20 protein-coding genes and 1 pseudogene are annotated in these 22,625 nt (G+C 70.0%); 5 read left to right on the plus strand and 16 right to left on the minus strand.

Going from position 1 to position 22,625, the window contains the following annotated elements; translation table 11 throughout:
* Positions 1-176: 176 nt before the first annotated feature.
* Positions 177-1,016, plus strand: coding sequence for a helix-turn-helix transcriptional regulator (locus AB0I81_RS09220; protein WP_360652585.1), 840 nt, complete (start codon positions 177-179; stop codon positions 1,014-1,016).
* 13 nt (positions 1,017-1,029) lie between these two features.
* On the opposite strand, the gene AB0I81_RS09225 is transcribed toward AB0I81_RS09220, so the two are convergent.
* The gene (locus tag AB0I81_RS09225; RefSeq protein WP_360652588.1) at positions 1,030-1,995 is read right to left on the minus strand and encodes an NAD(P)-dependent alcohol dehydrogenase; all 966 of its coding nucleotides are present in this window, start codon (positions 1,993-1,995) and stop codon (positions 1,030-1,032) included.
* A gap of 148 nt (positions 1,996-2,143) precedes the next feature.
* On the opposite strand from AB0I81_RS09225, the gene AB0I81_RS09230 reads away from it, so the two are divergent.
* Together AB0I81_RS09230 and AB0I81_RS09235 are read left to right on the plus strand one after the other, a co-directional pair.
* Positions 2,144-2,860, plus strand: coding sequence for an SDR family oxidoreductase (locus AB0I81_RS09230; protein WP_360652591.1), 717 nt, complete (start codon positions 2,144-2,146; stop codon positions 2,858-2,860).
* Positions 2,861-2,900: 40 nt separating this feature from the next.
* Positions 2,901-3,920 (plus strand): nitronate monooxygenase, encoded by a 1,020-nt coding sequence (locus AB0I81_RS09235; protein WP_360652594.1) that lies wholly within the window; start codon positions 2,901-2,903, stop codon positions 3,918-3,920.
* A 33-nt stretch (positions 3,921-3,953) separates the two neighbouring features.
* Here AB0I81_RS09235 and AB0I81_RS09240 read toward each other — a convergent pair whose 3' ends face one another.
* The 7 genes and pseudogenes from AB0I81_RS09240 to AB0I81_RS09270 form a co-directional block, all read right to left on the minus strand.
* Positions 3,954-5,435 (minus strand): CotH kinase family protein, encoded by a 1,482-nt coding sequence (locus AB0I81_RS09240; RefSeq protein WP_360652596.1) that lies wholly within the window; start codon positions 5,433-5,435, stop codon positions 3,954-3,956.
* Positions 5,436-5,444: 9 nt separating this feature from the next.
* Positions 5,445-6,122: a DUF4956 domain-containing protein gene (locus AB0I81_RS09245; RefSeq protein WP_360652599.1), complete on the minus strand. Its 678-nt coding sequence runs from the start codon at positions 6,120-6,122 to the stop codon at positions 5,445-5,447.
* 6 nt (positions 6,123-6,128) lie between these two features.
* Positions 6,129-7,052: pseudogene (locus tag AB0I81_RS09250) on the minus strand (polyphosphate polymerase domain-containing protein).
* 75 nt (positions 7,053-7,127) lie between these two features.
* Positions 7,128-9,221, minus strand: a complete 2,094-nt coding sequence (locus tag AB0I81_RS09255; protein ID WP_360652602.1) for a glycosyltransferase family 39 protein — start codon at positions 9,219-9,221, stop codon at positions 7,128-7,130.
* Between the two features lie 7 nt (positions 9,222-9,228).
* Positions 9,229-10,491: a bifunctional glycosyltransferase family 2/GtrA family protein gene (locus AB0I81_RS09260; protein WP_360652605.1), complete on the minus strand. Its 1,263-nt coding sequence runs from the start codon at positions 10,489-10,491 to the stop codon at positions 9,229-9,231.
* Positions 10,492-11,028: 537 nt separating this feature from the next.
* On the minus strand, positions 11,029-11,331 hold the full coding sequence (locus AB0I81_RS09265; protein ID WP_360652608.1) for a hypothetical protein: 303 nt from the start codon (positions 11,329-11,331) through the stop codon (positions 11,029-11,031).
* 82 nt (positions 11,332-11,413) lie between these two features.
* Positions 11,414-12,361 carry a DUF2218 domain-containing protein gene (locus tag AB0I81_RS09270; protein ID WP_360652611.1) on the minus strand — a complete coding sequence of 316 codons (948 nt, stop codon included), beginning with the start codon at positions 12,359-12,361 and terminating at the stop codon, positions 11,414-11,416.
* 102 nt (positions 12,362-12,463) lie between these two features.
* Here AB0I81_RS09270 and AB0I81_RS09275 point away from each other — a divergent pair, with 102 nt between their 5' ends.
* On the plus strand, positions 12,464-13,048 hold the full coding sequence (locus tag AB0I81_RS09275; RefSeq protein ID WP_360652614.1) for an ArsR family transcriptional regulator: 585 nt from the start codon (positions 12,464-12,466) through the stop codon (positions 13,046-13,048).
* 296 nt (positions 13,049-13,344) lie between these two features.
* Here the strand turns inward: AB0I81_RS09275 and AB0I81_RS09280 are convergent, their stop codons facing one another.
* Both AB0I81_RS09280 and AB0I81_RS09285 read right to left on the minus strand, forming a co-directional pair.
* Positions 13,345-13,806, minus strand: a complete 462-nt coding sequence (locus tag AB0I81_RS09280; RefSeq protein WP_360652617.1) for a hypothetical protein — start codon at positions 13,804-13,806, stop codon at positions 13,345-13,347.
* Between the two features lie 20 nt (positions 13,807-13,826).
* Positions 13,827-14,285 (minus strand): GNAT family N-acetyltransferase, encoded by a 459-nt coding sequence (locus AB0I81_RS09285; protein WP_360652621.1) that lies wholly within the window; start codon positions 14,283-14,285, stop codon positions 13,827-13,829.
* A gap of 95 nt (positions 14,286-14,380) precedes the next feature.
* Here AB0I81_RS09285 and AB0I81_RS09290 point away from each other — a divergent pair, with 95 nt between their 5' ends.
* Complete coding sequence (locus tag AB0I81_RS09290; RefSeq protein ID WP_360652624.1) at positions 14,381-14,980, plus strand: TetR family transcriptional regulator; 600 nt, start codon at positions 14,381-14,383, stop codon at positions 14,978-14,980.
* A 126-nt stretch (positions 14,981-15,106) separates the two neighbouring features.
* Here AB0I81_RS09290 and helR read toward each other — a convergent pair whose 3' ends face one another.
* The 6 genes from helR to AB0I81_RS09320 form a co-directional block, all read right to left on the minus strand.
* Positions 15,107-17,254 (minus strand): RNA polymerase recycling motor ATPase HelR, encoded by a 2,148-nt coding sequence (gene helR / locus AB0I81_RS09295; protein ID WP_360652627.1) that lies wholly within the window; start codon positions 17,252-17,254, stop codon positions 15,107-15,109.
* Positions 17,255-17,447: 193 nt separating this feature from the next.
* On the minus strand, positions 17,448-18,083 hold the full coding sequence (locus AB0I81_RS09300; RefSeq protein ID WP_360652630.1) for a 2'-5' RNA ligase family protein: 636 nt from the start codon (positions 18,081-18,083) through the stop codon (positions 17,448-17,450).
* Positions 18,084-18,323: 240 nt separating this feature from the next.
* Positions 18,324-18,953, minus strand: coding sequence for a response regulator transcription factor (locus tag AB0I81_RS09305; RefSeq protein ID WP_360652633.1), 630 nt, complete (start codon positions 18,951-18,953; stop codon positions 18,324-18,326).
* Between the two features lie 96 nt (positions 18,954-19,049).
* The gene (locus AB0I81_RS09310) at positions 19,050-20,291 is read right to left on the minus strand and encodes a sensor histidine kinase (RefSeq protein ID WP_360652636.1); all 1,242 of its coding nucleotides are present in this window, start codon (positions 20,289-20,291) and stop codon (positions 19,050-19,052) included.
* 12 nt (positions 20,292-20,303) lie between these two features.
* A complete protein-coding gene (locus AB0I81_RS09315) occupies positions 20,304-21,446 on the minus strand; it encodes a DUF418 domain-containing protein (protein WP_360652639.1) in 1,143 nt (380 codons plus the stop codon).
* A 515-nt stretch (positions 21,447-21,961) separates the two neighbouring features.
* A complete protein-coding gene (locus tag AB0I81_RS09320; RefSeq protein ID WP_360652642.1) occupies positions 21,962-22,591 on the minus strand; it encodes an FMN-binding negative transcriptional regulator in 630 nt (209 codons plus the stop codon).
* Positions 22,592-22,625 lie beyond the last annotated feature (34 nt).

Below are 22,625 nucleotides of genomic sequence, written 5' to 3' on the forward strand. Positions count from 1 at the left end.
TGCTCCTTCCGCTGACGCCGATCCTCGGCGGACGGTGCGGACCTATCCAGGGCCTCCCGATCCCCGGCTCGCCGGGTCACCGTTCAGCGAGTTCAGACCGGGATGGGCGGATCGGCAGTCCGTGGTTACCGCCGGGGGCGGGTGGTAGGAAGGCCGTACCGAGAAGAGGGAGTGTCGTGATCGATCGCACCGGGCTGGTGGAGTTCCTCCGCAGTCGCCGGGAGGCGCTGCAACCCGAGGACGTCGGCCTCCCGCGCGGGCAGCGTCGCAGGACCAGCGGGTTGCGGCGCGAGGAGGTCGCGGTGCTGTGCAACATGTCGACCGACTACTACGCCCGGCTGGAGCGGGAGCGCGGGCCGCAGCCGTCGAACCAGATGCTCGCCTCGATCGCGCAGGGGCTGCATCTGTCGCTCGACGAGCGGGACCACCTGTTCCGGCTCGCCGGGCACAACCCGCCGGCGAGGGGGGCGTTCGGCGACCACATCAGCCCCGGCCTGCTGCGCGTTCTCGATCGGCTGAACGACACGCCCGCGGAGATCGTCACCGAACTCGGCGAGACCCTGCGGCAGACTCCGATGGGGGTCGCGCTCACCGGCGACCTGACCCAATTCACCGGGCCGGAGCGCAGCTTGGGGTACCGGTGGTTCACCGACCTCGCCTCCCGGCAGCTCTACGCGCCGGAGGAACATGAGTTTCTCACCCGGATGTTCGCCTCCGGGCTGCGCGAGATCGTCACCCTTCGTGGCCCGGGGTCCCGGGCGGCGCACCTCGCCGACCTGCTCCTCGCCGGCAGCGAGGAGTTCCGGCGGGTGTGGGGCGACCACGAGATCGGCATCCGGCCGCGCGACGTCAAGCACTTCGTTCATCCCGAGGTGGGTGCACTGGAGCTCACCTGCCAGCGGCTGGTCGACCCCGGTCAGGCTCACGCGCTGCTCGTCTACACCGCCGTTCCCGGCAGTGAGAGCTACGAGAAGCTGCAGGTGTTGTCCGTCATCGGCACGCAGGCGCTGCGCTAATAGGAGGCCCAGGTCAGGCGGGTTCGCCGACTGTCAGGACCACGTTTCCGATCTTCTGCTCGGTCTCGACGTATCGGGACGCCTCGGCCGCCTCCTCCAGCCGATAACGGCGATCGACGACCGCCCGGTACTCGCCCGCCTCGATGAGCCGCTTGAGCAGCAGCACGTCCTGCCGGTCATAGCGCGGCGGAACGGGGAAGATCACCTTCCGGGCCCCGAATCGCGCCGTCCACCTGGCCAGCAGCACGTTCCGCAGGCCGTCGGTGGCCAGATAGGCCCCTCCGGGCTTGATGGAGCCCTTGCAGCGGCGGAAGGAGTGCTTGCCGACCGCGTCGAAGACGACGTCGTAGTGGTGGCCGTTGCGGGTGAAGTCCTCCCGGGCGCGGTCGATGACCTCACCGGCGCCCAGCGAGGCGACCAGGTCCACGGCCGCGGCGCCGCACACGGCGGTGACCTCGGCGCCGAAGTGCCGGGCAAGCTGAACGGCCGCCGTCCCGATCGAGCCCGAGGCGCCGTACACGAGGATCTCCTGGCCCTTGCGCGGGTTGACCGGCTTGAGCGCCATCAGGGCCAGCGTCGCCCCGTCGCAGACCGCCGCCGCCTCCTCGAAGTCCAGGCCGTCCGGCATGCGGGCCATCGGCGCGGTCTCCGGTACGACGACGTACTCGGCGTGCGCGCCGAACCGCCACGGATTGACGCCGAAGACCCGGTCCCCGGCCTCGTACCAGCCGACCCCCCGGCCCGCCTGCGTGATCTCACCGGCGAACTCCACCCCGAGTACCGGCCACTTCGGCCTGCGCAGCCCGGTGACGAAACGCCCCGCGAACGGCCTGCCGCTGCGGAAGGCGCAGTCGGTCCTGGTGACCGTCGTGGCCGCGACGGCGACGAGCACCTCGCCGTCCTTGGGAGCGGGCCTGGGCATCTCCGCGAACCGCAGGACGTCCGGCGGCCCGTAACGATCGTGGACCACGGCTTTCATCGACGCCTCCCTCGATCGGAACGCCTTCTGCCGCGAAGCTACTCCGCTCCACCCGGCCCGCCCAGGGCCCTGCCCACCCGCCTCTGGACGGCGGGCACGTCCGGGCGGACGATGGCCATCGGCCAGGGAGGCGGAAGGAGTGCCCACCGTGAAAAGTCTCCTCGGACAGACGGTCGTCGTGATAGGCGGCAGCTCCGGCATCGGCCTGGAGACGGCCCGCCGCGCCAGGGACGAGGGCGCCGAGGTCGTCATCACCGGCCGCGACCCCGACCGGCTCAAACAGGCGGCGATGGACGTCGGCGCGCAGCACATGGAAGCCTTCGACGCCGGCGACACCACTGCACTGGCGAGCTTCTTCCATGACCTGCCCGGCCCGATCGACCATGTCATGGTCACGGCGGGCCGGCCCCACTACGGGCCGCTGCTCGACATGGACGCGGCCGCGGCCCGCCAGGCGATCAGCGCGCACATGGTGCTGGCGCTGGAGGTGGCGCGGCACGCCGTGGGCAAGATGCGGTCGGCCGGCACGCTGCTGCTCATGGGCGGCACCGGTGGCCGGCGGGTCGGGCACGGGATCGGGGCCGCCGTCACCGCCGCGCTGCCCCCGTTCACGGCGGCCCTCGCGCTGGAACTGGCGCCGGTGCGGGTCAACCTCATCGCCGCCGGCTTCGTCGACACCCCGCTGTCGGCGTCGCTGCTCGGCGACAGGCTGGAGGAGCGCCGCGCCGAGCTGCGGGCGATGTTGCCGATCGGCCGCGTCGTCGGGCCGGACGACGTCGCCGCGCTGGCCGTGCACCTCATGAGCAACACGGCGCTGACCGGCGCGACGTACGACATCGACGGCGGGCAGCAGTTCGTGTGGTGAGCCCGATGGCCCGAACGTGTCCCGAGGAAAGGATGTTGTCATGTCCGTGCTGTCCACCAGGCTTACGGCGAGGTACGCCATGCCGTACCCGTTCGTCTGCGCCGGAATGGCCTTCGTGGCCGAGACGCCGGAGTTCGCGGCGGCGGTCACCAACGCGGGCGGCATCGGCGCGATCGGCGCCGCGCTCATGCCCCCGGACCGGCTGCGCGAGGTCATCCGCGAGGTCAGGGACCGCACCGGCGGAAGGCCGTTCCACGTCAACCTCATCACCTTCTTCCCCACCGGCGAACTGGTCGAGGTGTGCGCGGAGGAGCGGGTGCCGATCGTCTCCTTCCACTGGGGGCATCCGCCGGCGGACCAGCTGAAGCTGCTGCGCGAGGCGGGGGTCTCGGTGTGGGAGCAGGTCGGCTCCGCCGGCGCGGCCCGGCTCGCGGTGGACGACGGGGTCGAGGTCGTCGTCGCACAGGGCTGGGAGGCCGGGGGGCACAACTACGGCGGCCTGCCGACCATGGTGAACGTGCCCGCCGTCGTGGACGCGGTGGGCGGGCGCGCGATGGTCCTGGCCGCGGGCGGGATCACCGACGGCCGGAAGGTCGCGGCCGCCCTGTGCCTGGGCGCGGACGGGGTCTGGGTCGGCACCCGGATGGTCGCCTCGCGCGAGGCCCGCGTACATCCCGAGCACCACCGGCGGCTGGTCGCCGCCGCGGGTGACAGCTCGGTGTTCACCTCGATCTTCGGGCCGGAGTTCCCGCGGTTCAACCCGATGCGCCTGCAGCGCAACCGGGTGGTGGCCGAGTGGGACGACCGGCTGTCGGAGATCCCGGACGATCTGGACTCCCTGGAACGGGTCGGCACCACGGTCGTGCAGGGCGAGGAGACCGCGGTACGCAAGTTCGGCCTGCTGCTGCCGGTCCCGGAGACGGAGGGCGACTGGGAGGAGATGCCCTGGCTCATGGGGCAGGGCGTCGGCCTGATCCAGGACGTCAAGCCCGCCGCGCAGATCGTCAGGGACATGATGGAGCGGGCCGAGGGGGTGCTGACCGGGTTCGATCGCGGCTGATGGGTTCTTTGGGAACCCATCGCCGCGGAGGTGTCAGGCGCCGCTGATCGCCTTGTCGGAGCCCAGCGTCTCGGTCCTGGTCCGCAGGAACGTGCGCAGGGTCTTCGCCTCGGCGTCTACTTTGGCGGTGTCGGCCCTCTCGTTCAGCCGGTAGGCGGCGACAAGGTCGTCCAGCAGGCCGGAGGCGGTGCCGTTGGCCAGTAGTTTGGTGTACAGGGCGCGGTACTGCTCCTCGTAGAGCTGCTTGAAGGTGGCGTTCTTGAGGAACTTCTCCTTCAGGGGATGGCCCATGCGCATCATGCCACCTGCCGTGCCCTGCTGCCGGGTACGTCCCCGGCCCATTCCGACGGTGTCGTTCACGCCGCTCTTGGCGTCGCCGTTGAAGGCGAGGTTCAGGTCCCAGGTGATGACCTTGAACTTCTTGGTGCCGGAGTCGTACCACAGGTAGTAGTTCTTCCCAGGCCCGGCCATGTCGTCGAAGTTGACCATGATGTTCTGCAGGGCCAGGTAGCGGGCGAACGACGCCACGTCCAGGCGGTCGGCCAGGCCCTCGGCGAACTCGGCGTCGGACGCTTCGCCGACCCATTTGACCAGGTCGATGACCGGCTGCAGGTCCTTGCCGCCGACCTTGTTGATCTGCTTGAAGTCGGTCGTGTACCCGGTCTGGTCCTCGCCCTTGTAGGTGAAGGAGCCGGTGGCCAGCGACTTGTACAAGACGCCGTCGCCGAGGTTCTCCGCGTAGCCCTCGTCCAGGTACTCGACCACGAGACGCGGCGTCGAGGTGCGGCCGTTGACGGTGAAGGAACTGTAGGCGGAGCGCTGGGTCGGCTCGCCCGCGGCGCCGACCACCGCGATGCCCAGCGCCTCGTTCAGCATCGTCGTCGAGCCCATCGCGGCCGGTCGTACGGCCACCTGGCTGTGGTTCTGGTAGCGGCGGCCCGACACGAACTCGTCGAAGCTGATCAGCCAGGGCAGGTTCTCCGGCTCCTCGGCCTTCAGCGTCGCCATCATGCCGCCTCCGGGTGGCCGCCCTTCCCGGCCGTTGCCGGGCGGCTGGAAGCCCTCGGGCATGCCTTCCGGCCGCTGCCCGCCAGGTCGTTGCTCGCCGCCGGGCATGACCCGCCGCTTGGACTGGCCCTTCCAGGTCAGTCCGCCCAGGGTGGAGTTGCCCTTGAGCCGGACGCCCACGCTGGGAATCCTCGTCCCGTCGATGGTCAGGTCGGCCTCGACGTACTTCTTCTCGCCTTCCTTGAAGTACTCGGTCAGCATGTCCTCGTACGCCTGGTCGGTGAAGGTGAGCCGCACCTCGTGCGCCACGGAGGAGTCGAACAGGTTCTTGGCGCCGGTCAGGTTGGTCGTGACGGTCCTGGCCTCGGCGGTCTGGGCGGTGGTGACGTACGGGCGGATCGTTCCGCTGCCGAACACGCCCCAGCACGCCGCGAGGAACGCCGTGCACAGCGCGACCAGTTTCCAGTTGTGCCGGAGTTTGACCGGGATGCGATGCCTGAGCTTCATGTGCTGGCCCTACAGGTCGGTCTGGTCGTACCCGGTCAGGACGGTGACCGACTGGCCGTGGTTGCGCTCGCGCAGCGCGCCGATGAGGTCCGCGGGCTCGCTGCCCTTCTTGATCTTGACCGTGTACATGAGCTCCATCAGCGCACCCGCCCGGATCGATTCCATGCTGACCAGCTCGAACTCGTCGGTGTGCCGGATCAGCACGTCCTGGATGGAGGGGGTGAAGTCCTCGTCCGACGGGACCTGGACCTTCACGACCTGGCGCCGCACGTTGAGCTGGAACCAGTTGAACCGGTGCATGATCATGATGATCAGCGAGATCGCCACGCCGGCGACGACCGCCAGCAGGTAGAAGCGGGTGCCGACGGCCATGCCGATGCCCATCACCAGGAAGATGAACCCGACGTCGCGGGTCTCCTTGATGGCGTTGCGGAACCTGACCACCGACAGGGCGCCGACGAGGGCGAAGGCGCGGGCGATGTTCGAGCCGACGACCAGCATGATGAGCGAGATCAGCATGCCGAGGATGACCAGCGTCTGCACGTACGACTGGCTGTAGGAGACGTTGCGGTGCGTGGCCCGGTAGACCCAGCCGATCATCGCGCTGAGCACGAACGACAGGGACATGGCGATCGCGATGTCGGCCACGCTGAACGTGCCGGACAGGTCCTGGAAGGAGAAGTCCATGGGGGGTCAGGCCTCCGAGGCGACGGTCGGCCGGGAGCGGTCGAGGTCGAGATCGTGGTCGGGGATGTGGAAGATCGAGCGCGGGGCCAGCCCGTGGGCCTCGACGCTCTGGCAGTACTTGGAGACCCGCACCACCTGCAGGTTCCGCTTGGCGGTCAGGTCGGTGAGCCAGTACGGGACGCGCTCGTTGGCCTTGACCTCGACGATCGACTTGCGGGCCGGGACGATGAGCCGGTTCTGGCTGTCGGCGCCGAGGTGGAAGTCCCGGTCCCGGCCGCGGATGCGGTGGTCGAAGGTGACGCGCAAGCCCACGTCGGCGTCGCGGCCCAGGTAGGCGTGCCGCTAGTAGCCGGTCATCGCGACGGCCCGCAGGTCCAGGCGCAGGACCAGGTCGAGCACCTCCTCCAGGAAGGCCCGCTGGGAGGGCTCGTGCTCGACCATCCGCCGTCCGTCGCACAGGCGCAGCGCGTCCCGGTACGGCAGGCGTACCCGGCGCTTCTGCGTGACCCGGTTGACCCGCTGCTTGATCTCGATGAACACCGGCGTGTCGTCGGCCACGGAGAACCGGTCGCCGTAGTGCCGCACCCGGAGCTTCCTGCGGAACTTCAGGCCCTCGATCTTCTCCCAGTAGAAGCGCAGCTGACGCGTGTCGTAGTAGGTGCTCCAGATGCCGTATCCGGCGTCCCCGCTGTGACGGTCACGATCCAGCCGCTGCTCGATCTCCTCCCTGAGAGCCTCCGCCGCCGCCACGTCCACGAGGTACTTGATCTCGTACCGGTTGAAGGCGTGCATCTTGCTCGGGGCCCGCAGCCGGTGACCTTGGTCACCGGCCGGTTCCACGCCCGGCACCGGCTGAGCGCCGTTGCCGGCTGCGGGAACGACTGGTTTGCGGAACCTTTTCAGCATGTCCCCCCCTTCGTCAGCACACATCTGACAGCACGAAGCTGGGAATAATGTGTGAATCGTTGCTGACGTAGAGATGAACGATGCGTGCGCGGCCTCCCTTTACGGGCCGCACCTGTAGAGCGTCTGGGCGCCGCCGAAAGGCGACCTGTCCGAGGTGGTGTCGCCGCTCTGCTCGGTGCCGCCGTACTCCGCGGCGGGCACGGCCGTGCAGGTGCGGTCGATCCAGGTCGTACGGGCCTGCGAGGTCCCTCGCCCGCCGCCCATCATCCGGTCCTGGCCGGAGCCGCTCAGGACGTACCGCAACTCGCCGGCCTTGACCCAGCGGTCGAGTTGCCCGGCGGTCGGCGCGGGATCGGACCCCATGAAACCGCCCATGCCGATCACCGTCTCGTCACTGCTCATGATGTACGCGGAGGTGCCCATGGCGGGGGCGTTGACCGCGAGCTTGATGCGGGCCCCGCCGGAGTTGGCGACGGCGTAGTCGAGGATCCTGCGCTGGTCGGCGGTAAGTTCGGCGCCGCCGCCCATGGGGCCGCCTCTTCCCGGACGGGGGCCGGAGGTATTGCGCCTGTCCATGGGGGGCATTCCGCCGCCGCCGAAGGTGGTGGGCGGGCCGGCGGTGGGGTTGACGCTGTTGGCGTCGGCCGGTCCGAAGGCGTAGGCGATCGACCACGTCGCCGGTGCCAGGAGTGCGGGGATGAGCACGGCCGCCGCGACGGCGGGGCCCGTACGCGTACCGCGCAGTCTGATCAGGAGGAAGGCGATCGCCGCGACGGCGGTGGCGAGCACGGCGTAGCGCAACCAGCCGTTCCATGACATGTCACGCGAGATCAGGACCCAGGCCCAGACGGCGGTGACGGCCACCGCTCCCATGGCAGCCACGGCGCCCCGGGGATGGCGGGTCAGCCACATCGTTCCCGCGCCGATCAGCGCGGCCATGGCGGGGGCCAGCATCGTGGTGTAGTAGGAGTGGAAGATGCCGGAGGCGAAGCTGAAGACGACGGCGTTGACCAGCAGCCAGCCGCCCCACAACAGCCACCCGCCACGGTCGGCCGGCACGATGACCGCCCCTCGGCGCCTGGCCGTCACGGCGAACGCGACGGCGGCCACGACGATCAGCAGCGCGAGCGGCAGCAGCCAGCTGATCTGTCCCCCTATGACCTCGTTGAACATGCGCAACGGCCCCGAGGAACCGCCGAAACCGCCGCCGCCACCACCGCCGCGCGGCATGGGAATATCACCGCCGTAAGGCACGGGCTGTCCGGACGAGCCGGGAAACTGGAACCCACCTGGCGGCATCTCGGGCATCCCGCCCCCACCCGGCATCTGCCCGCCCGGTCCGTCCCCACCCGGCCCACCTCCGCCCGGTCCGCCACCGAAGCCTCCGCCGAAGATCCGTCCGAGGCCGTTGTAGCCGAGCACCAGATCCAGCGCGGTCCCGTCCGTGCTGCCACCGATGTACGGCTTGTCCCCCGGCCACAGATCCACCAGCGCCACCCACCACAACGAGCTGACCAGCAGCACCCCTCCCGCGGCTGCCAGGTCACCGATCCGCCGCCGCCAGGGCGCGGAGGTCCCGAACGAATAGGCCAGCAGGAAGGCGGGCAGGCACACCCACGCCGCCAGCATCTTGGTGGTGAACCCGCACCCGATCAGGAAGGCGGCCAGCATCAGCCATCCGGTGGCCCGGCGCGCCGCGATGCCCGTCCGCAGGGCGCGGGTGAGCGCGTACGCGGCGGCCACCAGCATCAGCACCAGCAGCGTGTCCGGGTTGTTGTCCCGGTTGATCGCGACGGTCACGGGGGTCAGCGCGAGCACGAGGGCGGCGATCAGACCGGCGCCCTCACCGGCCCAGCGGCGTACGGCGCGGTGCAGCAGGAAGACCGCCGCCACACCCTCGATGATCTGTGGCAGCAGCAGCGCCCACCCGTGATAGCCGAAGATCCACGTCGAGAAGACCTGCGGCCACAGCGCCATCGGCGGCTTGTCCACCGTGAAGACGCCCGCCGGGTCGAAGGAGCCGAACAGGAACGTGGTGAGGCTCGCCGACATGGATTTGACCGCGGCGCTGTAGTACGTGTTGCCCCAGCCCCAGGTCCACCAGGACCACCCGTAGAGCACGGCGGCGAGCAGGCAGATCGCGGTCAGCGCGTACCGTCGGGGGGTGGCCGCGCGCAGGGAGATGACGGTCATCGGATGATCAGCTTTCAGGAGTGGCGGCCCGGCGGAAGACCCAGCCGCGCAGCAGGAGGAACCGCCCGGCCGTGCCCAGCACGCAGGCGCAGACCAGTACCGTCAACTCAAGGGCGCGCGACGGATCAGGTGCCACGGCGTGCAGGGCCAGCAGCGCGCCGGAGGTCAACGCGTAGTACAGGCCGAAGACCACCAGCCCGAGCAGGTGTGTACGCGTGGCGGAACGGCGCGAGTGGGCGAAGGTGAAACGGCGGTTGGCCTCGGTGTTGAGCACGGTGGTGAGGGTCAGGGCCAGCAGGTTCGCCGGCAGCACCGGCAACCACATGCGCAGCAGCGCGTACAGGCCCAGATGCGCCACTGTCGACAACACCCCGATGGCGCCGAACGACACCACCTGCCACAACAGCCCGCCGCTGCTCCGCTCGGCCAGCACGGCGTCCGGGTGGGCGGCGCGCGGCTCGGGCCGCCGAGGCAGATCCGGTACACGCGCCGCGCCGGACGCCTTGGCCCTGGCCACTCTGACCAGGCCCTTGATGTCGTCGACGGCGGTGGAGAGTACCTGCACGCGGCTGTCGACGTCCTCCACCCAGTCCACCGGGACCTCCTGCACTCGTAGCCCGTTGTGCTCGGCCAGCAGCAACAGTTCGGTGTCGAAGAACCAGCCGTCGTCCTCCACCTTCGCCAGCAGCGGACGGATCACCTCCGTACGGGCGGCCTTGAACCCGCACTGCGCGTCGGTGAACCCGACTCCGTGCGTCCACCGGATCAACGCGTTGTAGGCCCGCGAGATGATCTCCCGGCGCGGCCCGCGCAACGTGCGCGCCCCGCGCGCCAGCCGGGAGCCGATCGCCACGTCGGAATGCCCGTTGACCAGCGACGCCGTCAAGGGCAGCAGCGCGTCGAGTCCGGTCGACAGATCGACGTCCATGTAAACCACGACATCGGCGCTGCTGCGCGTCCACGCCGTCCGCAGCGCCAGCCCGCGTCCCTTGCGCTCCAACCGCAGCGACCGCACCTCGCCGCGATACCGCTCGGCCAACTCGGCGGCCACGGCGGAGGTCCGGTCGGTGCTGGCGTTGTCCACCACGGTGATGGTCCACTCGAAGGGGAAGTGCCGCTCCAGATAGTCGCGCAGAACGTCGATACAACCGGGCAGAGCCCGTTCCTCGTTGTAGACGGGAACCACGATCTCCACCGTCGCGGTCAGCCTGGGAGGCGAGTAGGCGTCGCCTCGCGCGGTCACGGCAGCGTCGGACATGCCGTCGGTCATGCGCATCACCACTTGCCCGCTCGCGGATCTGTCATGAGCTCAGTCATCGCATGCGACTGTGTGAGTAATGTGAGAGCCCGACAGCGACCAAGATCGTGATGGCCGTGGGGTTCCGCTGGTAAGCCGGTCAAGAAGGCGTGAATTGCCTAATGCGCCGCCTGCGGAGTTAGCGCAAGGTACACCTGCCGGTCAGCGTTTCGACATATTCGCAGCGATGGAAAGAACGAGCAGGGCCGGCCCGGCCGCCGGGGCCAACACGAGGGCGGCGGAGACCCCCACACGTCGGCGGCGCGCCCCGCGAGGACACCTCCGAGCCAGATCGCGGACGGCGCGGGGGGAAGCAGCGACGCCGCGCCCGTCCGATAGGCGGTGACGACGATGAGTTGGCGGCGTGCCGGGGTGCGGTGCGGCCGCAGCCCGTAGAGCCAGCCGGAGAGAACAGGTGGTCAGGCGTCACCGCCGGCAGTCCGGTCCGTGCCACCGCCCCGGCCACGGAAGGGCGCCCGGCCATCCGGACCCGCGATGCATTGAGCGACGTCACGTACCCAGGTTCCGGTCGTTGAAGACCTCCTCGTACAGGCCCTCCAACTCGGTCGTCTCCACGATCTCCGCGAGCCGCTCCAGCGCGTCAGGGCGGGTCAGCGCCCCGCGCTTGCCCTCGAACTCGGCCAGGGACATGTCCAGCTCAAGGACCGTGATCACCTGCCGGTCGTCGGCGAGGCTGCGGGAGACGCTGACCTTCGCGGGATAACCGTCCAGTTCCTCCGGCACCCAAGCCTGCTTGAACCGCTCATATGTAACGCCCGCCTTCAGTGTCCGGACGAACACGGCACGCAGCATGGTTGACCCCCTCGATAGAAACCGACCGCCGAACGCACCCGACACTAACCACGACCACCGACACAAACCACGGAGCGCGGGTTCAACGTTTCCTGGCGAGGGTGACGCCGTCGCGGACGGGCAGCATCACGCAGTCCAGCCGTTCGTCGCCGGCGACGGTCTCGTTGAGGCGGCGCATCGCCTGGTGGTCGTCCCCTTGGAAGGCGGGGTCGAGCACCCTGCCGCCGAGGAACACGTTGTCCAGGACGAGCAGGCCGCCAGGATTGAGCCGCGGGACGATCTCGTCGTAGTAGGCGGGATAGTTGACCTTGTCCGCGTCGATGAAGGCGAAGTCGAAGGACGGTTCCCCGGGCAACGCGCGCAGCGTTTCGAGGGCCGGGCCGATCTTGAGGTCGATGCGGTCGGCGACGCCCGCGCGTTCCCAGAAGGGCCGGGCGATGTCGGTCCATTCGCTGCTCACGTCGCACGCGAGCAGCCGCCCGCCGGCGGGTAGCGCGCGAGCGATGCACAACGCCGAGTAACCGGTGAACACGCCGATCTCGATGGCGGTACGGGCACCCGAAAGCCGTACCAGCATCTCCAGCAGCGCACCCTCATCGGCGGAGACCTGCATGCCGGCGGCGCGGCCGGTGGCCTCCCGGGTCGTGTCGGCCAGTTCCGTCAGCACCTGGCCGGCCGGGGTGCAGTGGGCGAGCAGGTAGTCGTCCACGGCCGGAGCGACGATTTCGAGGGCGTCACCGGCGATCGGCTCGCGCCAGCCGATGCGGAGCTCCTCCTGGGTGCCGAGGGGCTGCAGGTGCCGGGTGACGGCGTCCTGTACGCCGGCCAGGGCGTCGAGGTCCGCCGCGGCGGCGATCAGGACCAGTTCCCGTGGGGAGGAGGTCAGCGAGCAGGTGCCGTGGGGGAAGGTGATCGTCGCTCTGCCGGCGCCGGTGAGCTCCGCGGTGACCTCGTGGCCCAGGTGCGAGATCAGTTGCTTGACGTAACGGGCGGGGTGATCCGTAGCTATGTGTGCGGTGGAGAGGGGCATTCGAGGTGGTCCTTCAAAGCGTCGGAGATTCTCGCTTGCCGGGCAGTTTGCCGAGGCTTCGGCGGGTTTGTCAAAGCGTCGAAGTTCCTAGACACTTAAGGCATGGAAGCCGAGCCGGACCTTGTGTTGCGCTCGCCCGCGCAGTTCAAGGCGCTCGGGCATCCGTTGCGCCACCGCCTGGTCAACCTGCTGCGCCAACGCCCCGCCACGCTGGGCGAGCTGACGGCGGCGCTCGGCTCGACCAAGGGCACGGTCGGCTACCACGTACGCATCCTGCGCGAGGCCGGGCTCGTCCGGCTCGCGGGCACGCGGCAGGTGCGTGGCGGCACCGAGCAGCGGTTCGAGCTCCTCAGCAGGGGATTCAGGCTTGACGAGGGCAGCGGCGTCGGCGCGGAGTTCCTCCATGACGCCGCCCTGGCGGAGATGTTGCCCACCCGCCCCGGCGACCCTGGGCATACCGTGTTGCGCCATCTCTGGCTCACGGCTGATGAAGCGCGTGCGCTGGCCGAGCGACTCGAAACGCTGACCCCCGATCGGCTGGCCCCCGACCGGTCGGACCGCGATCGGTCGGACCGCGATCGGCCGGACTCCGATCGGCCGGACGTCGCAGATCGCGAGAGCGAGCCCTACGGACTGCTTCTCAGCCTCTACCGGGCCGACATCCCTCGTCTGCCTTCTAACGAGTAGCGAAGTCCGTACGGATCGGGGATGATGGCTTTGGGTAATCGTTCGGCTGCGCCAAGTGTCGGTAGGTTATGAATCATTCCTGGTTGATCTCCTCGCGGGCATTTCTGAGCACGCGCGTCCGGTATGCCCGCACCGCGCCGAGCCGAGGAGCGTCGGCCGTGGAGTGGGTGATCATCACGGCTGTCATCGCCGGAGTGGCGCTCGGGCTGGCGGCCGTGATCAGTTCGGCCGTGGAGAGCAGGCAGAACGACATCGAGACCCTGGTGGACGGAAAGTAGTGAGCGGGGCGGCAGGGCTCAGGGCTTCCCCTGGTCGCCCTCGGCGGCGTACTGGTTCGGTGTGATTTCGAAGAACTCGATGTCGAGAGCGTCCTCGGGGCGGCCGAGCGCGCGAGCCAGCGCGGCGCGTACCCGGTCGGCCGCGCTCTCGTAGGACGGCGACGGCGGGATCGTCAGCGCGGTCGGCAGGTCCTCCTGCGCGGGGAACTGGGTGTGCCACTGATCGCCGTCGAAGACGGCGGCTCCGGCGTAGGTCGGAGCTTCGCCCTTCCCGTCGTGTCCGAAAAGGTGCACATCTATGTGTTCGGGGGTGGTGTCGAGGAGTTCGGCGAGCTTCCTGGCGACCTCGTCATGCATCAGGTCCATGTCCGACTGCGTGACCACCACCACGTCCGGCCGGTCCGGGACTTCGACTCTGGCGCGGTAGCGGGTGTCGTCCCGGGTGATGATCCCGAAGTAGGTGTTGGCGACGATGTTCATGCTCTCCAAGGTACGGCGGGTCACGGCGACAGCGGCTTGGCGTAACAGCGGCTGAGCGGGTCGTACGCGTAGGGCGGGTAGACGGGGATGGGGGTATAGCCGGCGCGGGTGTACAGGGCGATGGCCTCGGGCTGGTGTACGCCGGTCTCCAGGCGGATCTCGGTGTGGCCGAGTGCGATGGCGAGGGCCTCGGCCTCGGCCAGCAGCCGCCTGGCCACGCCGCGGCCACGGGCCTGCGGGGTCACGTACATGCGCTTGAGTTCGGCGCCGCCGAGGAGGGGCTGGACGGCGCAGCAGCCGGCCGGCTGGCCGTCAAGCTCGGCGAGCAGGAAACGGCTGGCCGGGTCGAGCCGGGCGACGATTTCGTCGAGGGCGGTGGGGTAGCGGGCGGCGAGGTCGGCGTCGAGGTCGCGGACGAGCCGCCGGATTCTGGGGTCGTCGCCGGAGACGTGGGTGATGGTGAGGTCGGCCGTGGTCACGGGGTCGGGGTTCCTTCCGTGGTGGTGCGGGTCGTGAGCCGGACGCTACTACGCGGACCAGAAAGACCAACCGGTCTGTCCGGTACGCTCTGAGCATGGGTGAAAGGCCCCTGAGCTCGCGCGGAGCCGCGACGTACCAGCGCATCCTCGACGTGGCGACCCAGGAGTTCGCCCAGTACGGCATCGCCGGAGCGCGCGTCGAGCGGATCGTGGCCGCGGCGCGCACCAACAAGGCGCAGCTCTACGCCTACTTCGGCAACAAGGACGGGCTGTTCGACGCCATCTTCTTCGCCTCCCTGGAGCGGATCGTCAACGTCGTCCCGATCGACGCCGGCGACCTCGCGGACTGGGCCGTACGGCTCTACGACGAGTACCTCCGCCGCCCCGACCTCATCCGGCTGGCCACCTGGGCACGCCTTGAACGCCGCCCGGCCGGTCACCTGGTCGAGGAATCCGACCGGCTGGACGACCGGAAACTGCGGGCCATCGCCGAGGCGCAGGCCGCGGGGCTGGTGCGCGAGGGAGACCCGTTCGACCTGATGGCCATGGTCATCGCCATGTCCATGGCGTGGTCGCCGGTCAGCAACGTGTACGCGGCGACCAGCCAGGAGCCGGCGGAACTGCACGACCAGCGACGCGCCCTGCTCAGGGAGAGCGTCCGGAGCGCGATGACCGCCGGCGTCAGGAACTCGTGAGGATGACGATGGCCGCCGACGTCAAAACCTCGTGAGGATGACGATGGCCGTCGGCGTCAGGAATCCGTGCGGATGACGATGGCCGCCGGTGTCAGGGACTCGTGAAGATGACGACGGCCGCCGATGTCAGGAGCTCGTGAGGATGACGAGTTGCCGGGTGGCCCGGGTCATCGCGACATAACGGTCCACCGCTCCTTCGATGCCCTGCCCGAACGCCTCCGGATCGATGAGGACGACGAGGTCGAACTCCAGCCCCTTCGACAACTCCGGGCTCAGCGACCGGACGCGCGACGTCGTACGGAACGAAGGGTCGCCGATGACGCAGGCGGTTCCGTCGGCGTGCTCGGCCAGCCAGGCGTCGAGAATCGAGTCCAGTTCCGAGACCGACCCGTGCACGACGGGGATGTCGCCGCCACGTACGGAGGTCGGCACGTTGGCGTCGGGGATGACGGCCCGGATGACCGGCTCGGCCTCGGCCATGATCTCTTCCGGCGTTCGGTAGTTGATGCTCAGCGAGGCCAGGTTGATCCGGTCGAGCCCGACCCGCTCCAGCCGTTCCTGCCACGACTCCGTGAACCCGTGCCTGGCCTGCGCGCGGTCCCCGACGATGGTGAAGCTCCTGGACGGGCAGCGCAGCAACAACATCTGCCACTCCGCGTCGGTCAGCTCCTGTGCCTCGTCCACGACGATGTGCGCGAACGGGCCGGCCAGCACGTCGGGCTCGATGCGGGGATGGGCGTCCGCGTCGAGCAGGGCGTCCTTGACGTCCTTGCCGTGCAGCATCGTGATCACGCCCTCGCCGTCGTCGTCGGCTTCGAGCATGTTGTCGATCACGCCCTCCATGCGCGTGCGTTCGGCGGCGATGGAGGCGTCCTGCTGCCGCTTGCGCCGCACCGCCTCCGGATCGCCGAGTCGTTGCCGGGCCGCGTCCAGCAGCGGCAGGTCGGACAACGTCCAGTCCTGGGCCTGTTCGCGCTGGAGCAGCCGGATCTCCTCGCGGCTGAGCCAGGGGGCGCACATCCGCAGGTAGGCGGGCACCGACCAGAGGTCACCCACCAGGTCGGACGCCTCGATCAGCGGCCACGCGCGGTTGAAGGTCGTGAGCAGTTCCCTGTTGCGCAGCAGCGACTTGCGCAGCAGGTCGGCCGAGACCTCGACGTCGTGCTTGTCCTCCAGGATCGTGAGCAGTTCCGCCCAGATCTGGTCGCGCGCCTCGTTGTGCGGGGTGCCGGGCTCCGGCGCGTCGAACGCCTCGGCCCAGTCGCCGGCGCTCAGCCAGACGTTCGACCAGGGGGTCGTGACCTTCATGCCCTCGGTGGGCGGGTTCTCGTAGAACCGGACGGCCGGTTCGATCGCCTTGACCATGTTCGCGGACGACTTCAGCCGGGCCACGTCCGGATCGTCCTCGGCCTTCGCCGCGGCCCCCTCGGCGACGAGGTCCCGCAGGGTGCAGGTCTGTACGCCCTCCTCGCCGAGACTGGGCAGGACGTCGGCGACGTAGGCCAGGTAGGGCTGGTGCGGGCCGACGAACAACACGCCGCCCCTGCGCTGGTTGAGCCGGGGGTCGGCGTAGAGGAGGTAGGCGGAGCGGTGCAGGGCGACGACGGTCTTGCCCGTACCGGGACCGCCGTCCACGACGAGGGCGCCACGCGAGCCCGCGCGGATGATGGCGTCCTGGTCGGCCTGGATGGTGCCCAGGACGTCCCGCATCCGTGGCGAGCGGCTGCTGCCCAGGCTGGCGATGAAGGCGGACTGGTCGTCGAGCGCGGCGTGCCCGGCCAGCCCTTCGGAGGTGAACACCTCGTCCCAGTAGTCGCTGATCCGGCCCCGGGTCCAGCGGTACCTGCGGCGGCTGGCCAGGCCCATCGGGTTGGCGTGGGTGGCGCCGAAGAACGGCTCGGCCGCGGGGGAGCGCCAGTCGAGCAGCAGCCGGCGGCCCGTGTCGTCGGTCAGGCCGAGCCGCCCGATGTACATGGGCTCGCCATCGTCGGCGCTGATCATGTGGCCGAGGCACAGGTCCAGGCCGAAGCGGCGCAGCGCGCGCAGGCGGGCGGTCAGCCGGTGGATCTCCAGGTCCCGGTCCAGCGCCTGCCGGCCGGCACCGCCCGGAGCCTTGCGTTCGCGTTCGAGACGGTCGGACAGGTCGGCGATCGATCGCTCAAGGCTCTCCGCGATGGCCGCGAAGTGCTGGTCGTCGGCGTCGATCAGCGCCGGGTCGGCCTTGGGGGCGAGGTGCTCGGGCAGGTCGAACGCGCTGGTGTTCAGACGGTTCACTACATCGGCTCCGATCGGTTGGGCGAACGATCTCCGAGTGATCCGTACGTTGACGGCAACACACGCACTTAGCGACTCCCGTTTCCACAGCTACTGGCTTCGACCAGCGATTCTGCGGCATGCCCCGGGGCTTGTGGCAAGCCCCCCGGTGCGCTATACGTTAGGAGTGGAAAGGTGCGGATGATCCCCTTTCCTAATCGGCGCGGGCGACCGGCAGCGGGATGGTGGCCTTGGTGGCCCAACGATAGAGATGTTCGTCGCGTTCCAGCACGATGAGCTGCATGGCGCGGACCGTGACGGTCACGGGATCGGGATCGACGCCGCGCAGCGCCGCCTCGTACGGCTCAGCGGGACCGTCGGAGTTGCTGTAGGCGATGCTCATGTGCGGGACCCACTCCTCCTCGGTACCGGTCACGCCCTCGCACCCGCGCACCTCGGCGATCGCCTCCCGCAGGGCGTGCCGCACCGCCCGCATCGGCTCGGCGGGCCGGACCTGGAACTGCAGTGACTCCGGATCGGTGACCGGCCGGGTGAAGGTGAGCCGGAGCCGGCTGTGGGCGGCCAGCCGGAGGGCGGCGGCGTGCGTGATGGCGGTGAGTTCGGCGTCGCCGACCTCGTCGGTGAAGCCGATGTCCTGGGTGGTCAGGTGCAACCAGCGGTAGGGCACCAGATCCAGGCCGTCCAGGGCCGAGAGGGGCGCCTGGTAGGCGGCGACCAGGCGGTGGAGTGCGGGCTGGTCCTGGAAGGTGGCGTGGAAGGTGTACTTGCGGCGGTCGGCGCGCCAGCCGGGACGCCACCACCAGTGATCACGCATCCGGGACTCGGTCACGCCGTCCGCCCTCCGATCGTCCGTCCTGCCGGACGGTACCTGGGCGGGCGTGGCCGACGGGCCGGGGCCGTCGTTCTCAGGTCGTGCGCGGCCATGCGGCGCACGAGGAGATGTCGGAGGGGTGACATCGCGCGTCCTTTTTCTCGCCTGCGAAGGCGGACAAAGCGCGTCCGCGTGTGCCACTCATTGTCCCCTTGAACACTCTCCGTCGCAGGATATCGACCGATAGTCATGAGAAGTTCACGGCAGCAGGCCGCGGCTGTAGGCGGCGGCCACGGCCGAGGCGCGGTCGGAGACGCCCAGCTTCGTGTAGATGTGCGCCAGGTGTGTCTTCACGGTCGTCTCGCTGATGAACAGTGCCGCCGCCGCGTCCTTGTTGGTGCAGCCCTTCGCGACCAGGCCGAGCACGGTGCGTTCGCGTTCGCTCAGCTCGGCGGGCGGGGGCGTGGGCGTACGGACCTGGTTGAGCACGCGGGCGGCCACCGCGGGGGACAACACCGACTCCCCTGACGCCGCCGCCCGCACCGCGCGGAAGACCTCCTCCCGGGGTGAGTCCTTGAGCAGGTAGCCGATCGCGCCGGCGGTCAGCGCGGGCAGCACGTCCTCGTCGCCGTCGTACGTGGTCAGCACCAGCACGCGGACCGACGGCAGCCGCTCGGCCAGCAGCCGGATGAACCGCGCGCCGCTGAGACCGGGCATGCGCAGGTCGGTCAGCACCACGTCGGGACGCTGCGTGACGGCCACGGCCAGCCCTTGTTCCCCGTCGCCCGCCTCGCCGACGACCTCCAGGTCGGGCTGCTCGGCGAACATGCCACGCAGCCCGTCGCGTACCACGGGATGGTCGTCCACGATCACGAGCCGCACGCTCACGTCGCCTCCTGCTCGGTCGCGCTGGGTGTGGCGGGCACGGTCACGCTCATGTCGCCTCCTGCTCGGCCGCGCTGGGTGTGGCGGGCACGGTCACGCTCATGTCGCCTCCTGCCCGGTCGCGCTGGGTATGGCGGGCACGGTCACGCTGACCGCGGTGCCCTGGCCGGGCGCGGACTCCACCTCGACGTTCCCGGCCAGCCTGACCACCCGCTGCCGCATCGCGGTGAGCCCGAAGCCCGCCCCGCCCTCGGAAGGGGTGAATCCCACCCCGTCGTCCCGGATGTCGGCCACCACCACATCCTCCATGTACGACAGGGTCACCGCGGTCCGGCCGGCCGCCGCGTGCCGGGCCACGTTGGCCAGCGCCTCCTGCACCGCCCTGAACAGCGTCAGCTCCACCTCGGGATGCAGCAGCCTGGCCTGGCCCGTCACGGTCAGCGTGACGGGCGCCTCATGGGTGTCGCCCCAGCCGGACACCAGCGACGACAGGGCCTCGGGCAGCCCCGATTCCACCAGCGGTCCCGGCCGCAGGTCGTCCAGGGAGCGGCGCACCTCGGTCAGGCTCTCCCTGGCCAGGTTGCGTGCCGTGGACAGGCGCCGCCGCACCACCTCGGGGTCGTGCGCCGCCTCCTCGGCGGCCTCCAATTGGGTGACGACGCCTGCCAGACCCTGGGCGACGGTGTCGTGGATCTCCCTGGCCATCCGGTCGCGCTCCCCGGCGACCCCGGTCTGCCTGGCCGCGGCCAGCAGCTTGCCCTGGAGTTCGGCGTTCTCCTCACCCAGCCTGGCCAGCCGCGCGTTGGCGCTCTCCAGTGCCTGGTTGGCCGCGCGGCGGCGCTCCACCTCGGTCCGGCGGAGCTCGACCTCCTTCTCCATGGCCCTGATCACCCACCCGAGGAAGGAGGCGAACGCCGCTCCCGCGAGGGCGGGGGCCAGCCTGCCCCAGAGCGGGCCGTCGCCCAGGAGGCCGGTCGGATCTCCCAGCGTGACGAGCGCCGCCGCGGCCACCCCGGCGTAGGCCCACCAGCCGGGCAGCGCCACGAACGCCATCGGGAAGCACGCGACCACGACCAGCGCGAACACCGGGTGGCGGGCCGACAACACCCCGGCCAGCGCCAGCAGCCCCGCGAAGTACACCACCATCGGCGCGAGCACCCGCTCCGGCCACTGCGGATGCGCCATCACCAGCAACCAGTGCCAGCCGGCCAGGGCGGCGGCCAGCGCGGCCGTGACGGCCCGCTCCCGTGGTGCCGCCGCCGAGTCGAACATCGCCACGAGGGTCGCCAGGGCCAGCAGGCCGAGCGGGAGGGCGCGCCAGGTGCCGTCCCAGTCGCGCACCACGCCCTCCTCTCAGCTTCGCGGATAGCTCAGCCGCCGCAGCAGCCTCTCGGCGGGCCCACGCGCTCCCCGCCTGCGCATCACGTCGGCGAGCACGACCGTCGCCGCCCACGTGGCCAGCGCCAGCACGAGCGTCGCGGCGGATCCCAGCGTGCCGCCGAGCCCGGCCGTGTAGGGGGCCAGCAGCGCCACGAACACCACCGATTGTAGGAGGTAACAGGTCAGCGAGCGCTGGCCGCAGGCCGACAGCGCGGTGACGATCGCGCCGCGGCGCCGGCCGATCCGCTGGGCGATCAGGCCGATCAGCGCCGCGTATCCCAGCCCGCCCGCGATGCCCGTCACCACGTGCAGGGCGTTGAGCGCCAGCATCGTCCCCTGGCCGTCCAGGATGAGGAAGTGCCCGGCGGCCAGGCCCACGGGCAGCCCGCCGAGTATCGCGGTCAGCGGCCCCCAGACCGCGGCCCGCCGTACGACGCGGTCCGGCGCCGACATGAGCTCTTTGCGTCCCGCCCACACGCCGACCAGCGCGGCCGTGACCACGCCCATCATGCCGAACGGGTTCATCAGCCATTCCACGGCGCGCAGGCCCATCGCGGCCAGGGGGTCCGCCACCGCGAACGACCAGAAGAACGACCGCTCGGCCGAGCCGTACGGCGTGCTGAACGCCAGCGCGGAACTCACCGCCACCGGGATCAGCCAGACGCCGGCGATGATCAGCAGGGTCCGGTCGCGCACCCGCAGCAACCGGACGAGCAGCAGCCCGAGCAGGCCGTACACGCCGAGCACGTCGCCCGAGAAGAGCAGTACGGCGTGCACCAGGCCGAAGGCCAGCAACCACAGGCTGCGCCGCTTCAGCACGCGCCGCCCCTCGTCGTCCGAGCGGCGGCGGTTCCAGATCTGCACCATGCCGTAGCCGAACAGCGCGGCGAACATCGGGTACGCCCGCGCGTCCACCAGCGTCATCGACAGCGCCGACGTCACGCGGTCGAGCAAGCCCTGCTCGATCACGTGCTGACGGATGCCGTACGGGCGGCCGTACAGGTAGACGGCCGAGTTGGCCACGGCGATCAGCGCCAGCATGACGCCTCTGGCGAGGTCGGGGGCGAGCAGCCGCTCACGTTCTCCGACCGGTTTCAACCCCACGGCGGACACCACATTTCCTCCTCGACTCGATGGGCTCCCACCGAGTGTGCGAGGGAGGACAGGTCCGGCGAATCGTGCGTCGGGGCGCGATCGGGTCAGCCATCGGAGGATGCGGCCCATCCTCCGATCGGAGGATGGGACTGGTGTGTTCATCCACAGGCTGTGGGTTTCCGCTCCCGATGCCCCAGAACGGCTTGTTCGGTACGGACGACCAGGCAATGGCGAGGTGTTGTCCGCTTACGGGACGGTGGGCTCCAAGAGTGTGGTAAGAGCTCATCGTTGTGCTGCCGGGGCATCTGGGCGAGCTCGGGCGTCATGGCGTTGAGCTGGGGAAACGTCCGTCCTGCGGCGCGGTGAGGGGTCCGGGGCAGGGGCGCGCCGACCGGGCCATGAGAGGTGGGTCGCGGACCCCCTGGCGGCGTCCGCGCGGTGGTGCCGCCGGGGGTGGCAGCGACACCGCTCCTCCGCTGCGGTGTTGCGGAGTTATCCACAGGAATTTGGAGTTGTCCACAGCTTGTGAAAACACCTCATCCGCCGGCCGCGGCCTCCCTCCTGCGCTGCTGAACCAGGGCGCCGGCGTCGCCGGGCGAGTTCCGCTCCGCCAGCCCCGCCGCGACGCGTTCACGCAACTCGGCCGGCCGGTGGGCGTCGTACTTGAACTTGGCCCGCACCTCCACCACCCGCAGCCGCAGCCCTCTGATCGCCGACAACATTTTGTGGTACGGCCCCGCGTCGGCGGCCATCTCGCCATGGTCGCCGGCGGGCTGGTGGTGGGCGAGCTGGCGGCGCAGGATCTCGGCCTTGCCCTCCCTGCCGTCCACGACCTCGGCCGCGCAGACGAGCTGAACGGCGGCGTAGTAGCTGGTCGGCACGCCGGTCTCGGGGGAGTCGGAACGCCAGGGGCCGGGGATGTAGGCGTAGTCGTCGTGCACGCTCACCACCGCCACGGGATTGGCCGCGAGCGCCTCCCAGATCGGGTTGGGCCTGGCGAGGTGGAGCACCACCTCGGACGCGCCGTCGTACAGGAAGTGCGTCGGCACCACCACGGGCGCCGTGCCGTCCACGCCGTTGACCGCGATCTGGCCGAAGTCGCGCGTACGCAGCCAGTTCCGCCACTCGTCGTCGTCATGGGCGGCGTCCCAGGGATGAATGAGCATGTGCGCGAACCTCTTTGTGTTAGTACATAATATC

It is taken from the genome of Nonomuraea sp. NPDC050404 (genome assembly GCF_040655495.1).
Classification (GTDB): domain Bacteria; phylum Actinomycetota; class Actinomycetes; order Streptosporangiales; family Streptosporangiaceae; genus Nonomuraea.

Coding starts and splice junctions, on each gene's coding strand:
- AB0I81_RS09225 (WP_360652588.1), bottom strand. CDS start 1,995: ATGAAAGCCGTGGTCCACGATCGTTACGGGCCGCCGGACGTCCTGCGG.
- AB0I81_RS09235 (WP_360652594.1), top strand. CDS start 2,901: ATGTCCGTGCTGTCCACCAGGCTTACGGCGAGGTACGCCATGCCGTAC.
- AB0I81_RS09240 (WP_360652596.1), bottom strand. CDS start 5,435: ATGAAGCTCAGGCATCGCATCCCGGTCAAACTCCGGCACAACTGGAAA.
- AB0I81_RS09245 (WP_360652599.1), bottom strand. CDS start 6,122: ATGGACTTCTCCTTCCAGGACCTGTCCGGCACGTTCAGCGTGGCCGAC.
- AB0I81_RS09255 (WP_360652602.1), bottom strand. CDS start 9,221: ATGACCGTCATCTCCCTGCGCGCGGCCACCCCCCGACGGTACGCGCTG.
- AB0I81_RS09260 (WP_360652605.1), bottom strand. CDS start 10,491: ATGACCGACGGCATGTCCGACGCTGCCGTGACCGCGCGAGGCGACGCC.
- AB0I81_RS09265 (WP_360652608.1), bottom strand. CDS start 11,331: ATGCTGCGTGCCGTGTTCGTCCGGACACTGAAGGCGGGCGTTACATAT.
- AB0I81_RS09270 (WP_360652611.1), bottom strand. CDS start 12,361: ATGCCCCTCTCCACCGCACACATAGCTACGGATCACCCCGCCCGTTAC.
- AB0I81_RS09275 (WP_360652614.1), top strand. CDS start 12,464: ATGGAAGCCGAGCCGGACCTTGTGTTGCGCTCGCCCGCGCAGTTCAAG.
- AB0I81_RS09280 (WP_360652617.1), bottom strand. CDS start 13,806: ATGAACATCGTCGCCAACACCTACTTCGGGATCATCACCCGGGACGAC.
- AB0I81_RS09290 (WP_360652624.1), top strand. CDS start 14,381: ATGGGTGAAAGGCCCCTGAGCTCGCGCGGAGCCGCGACGTACCAGCGC.
- AB0I81_RS09320 (WP_360652642.1), bottom strand. CDS start 22,591: ATGCTCATTCATCCCTGGGACGCCGCCCATGACGACGACGAGTGGCGG.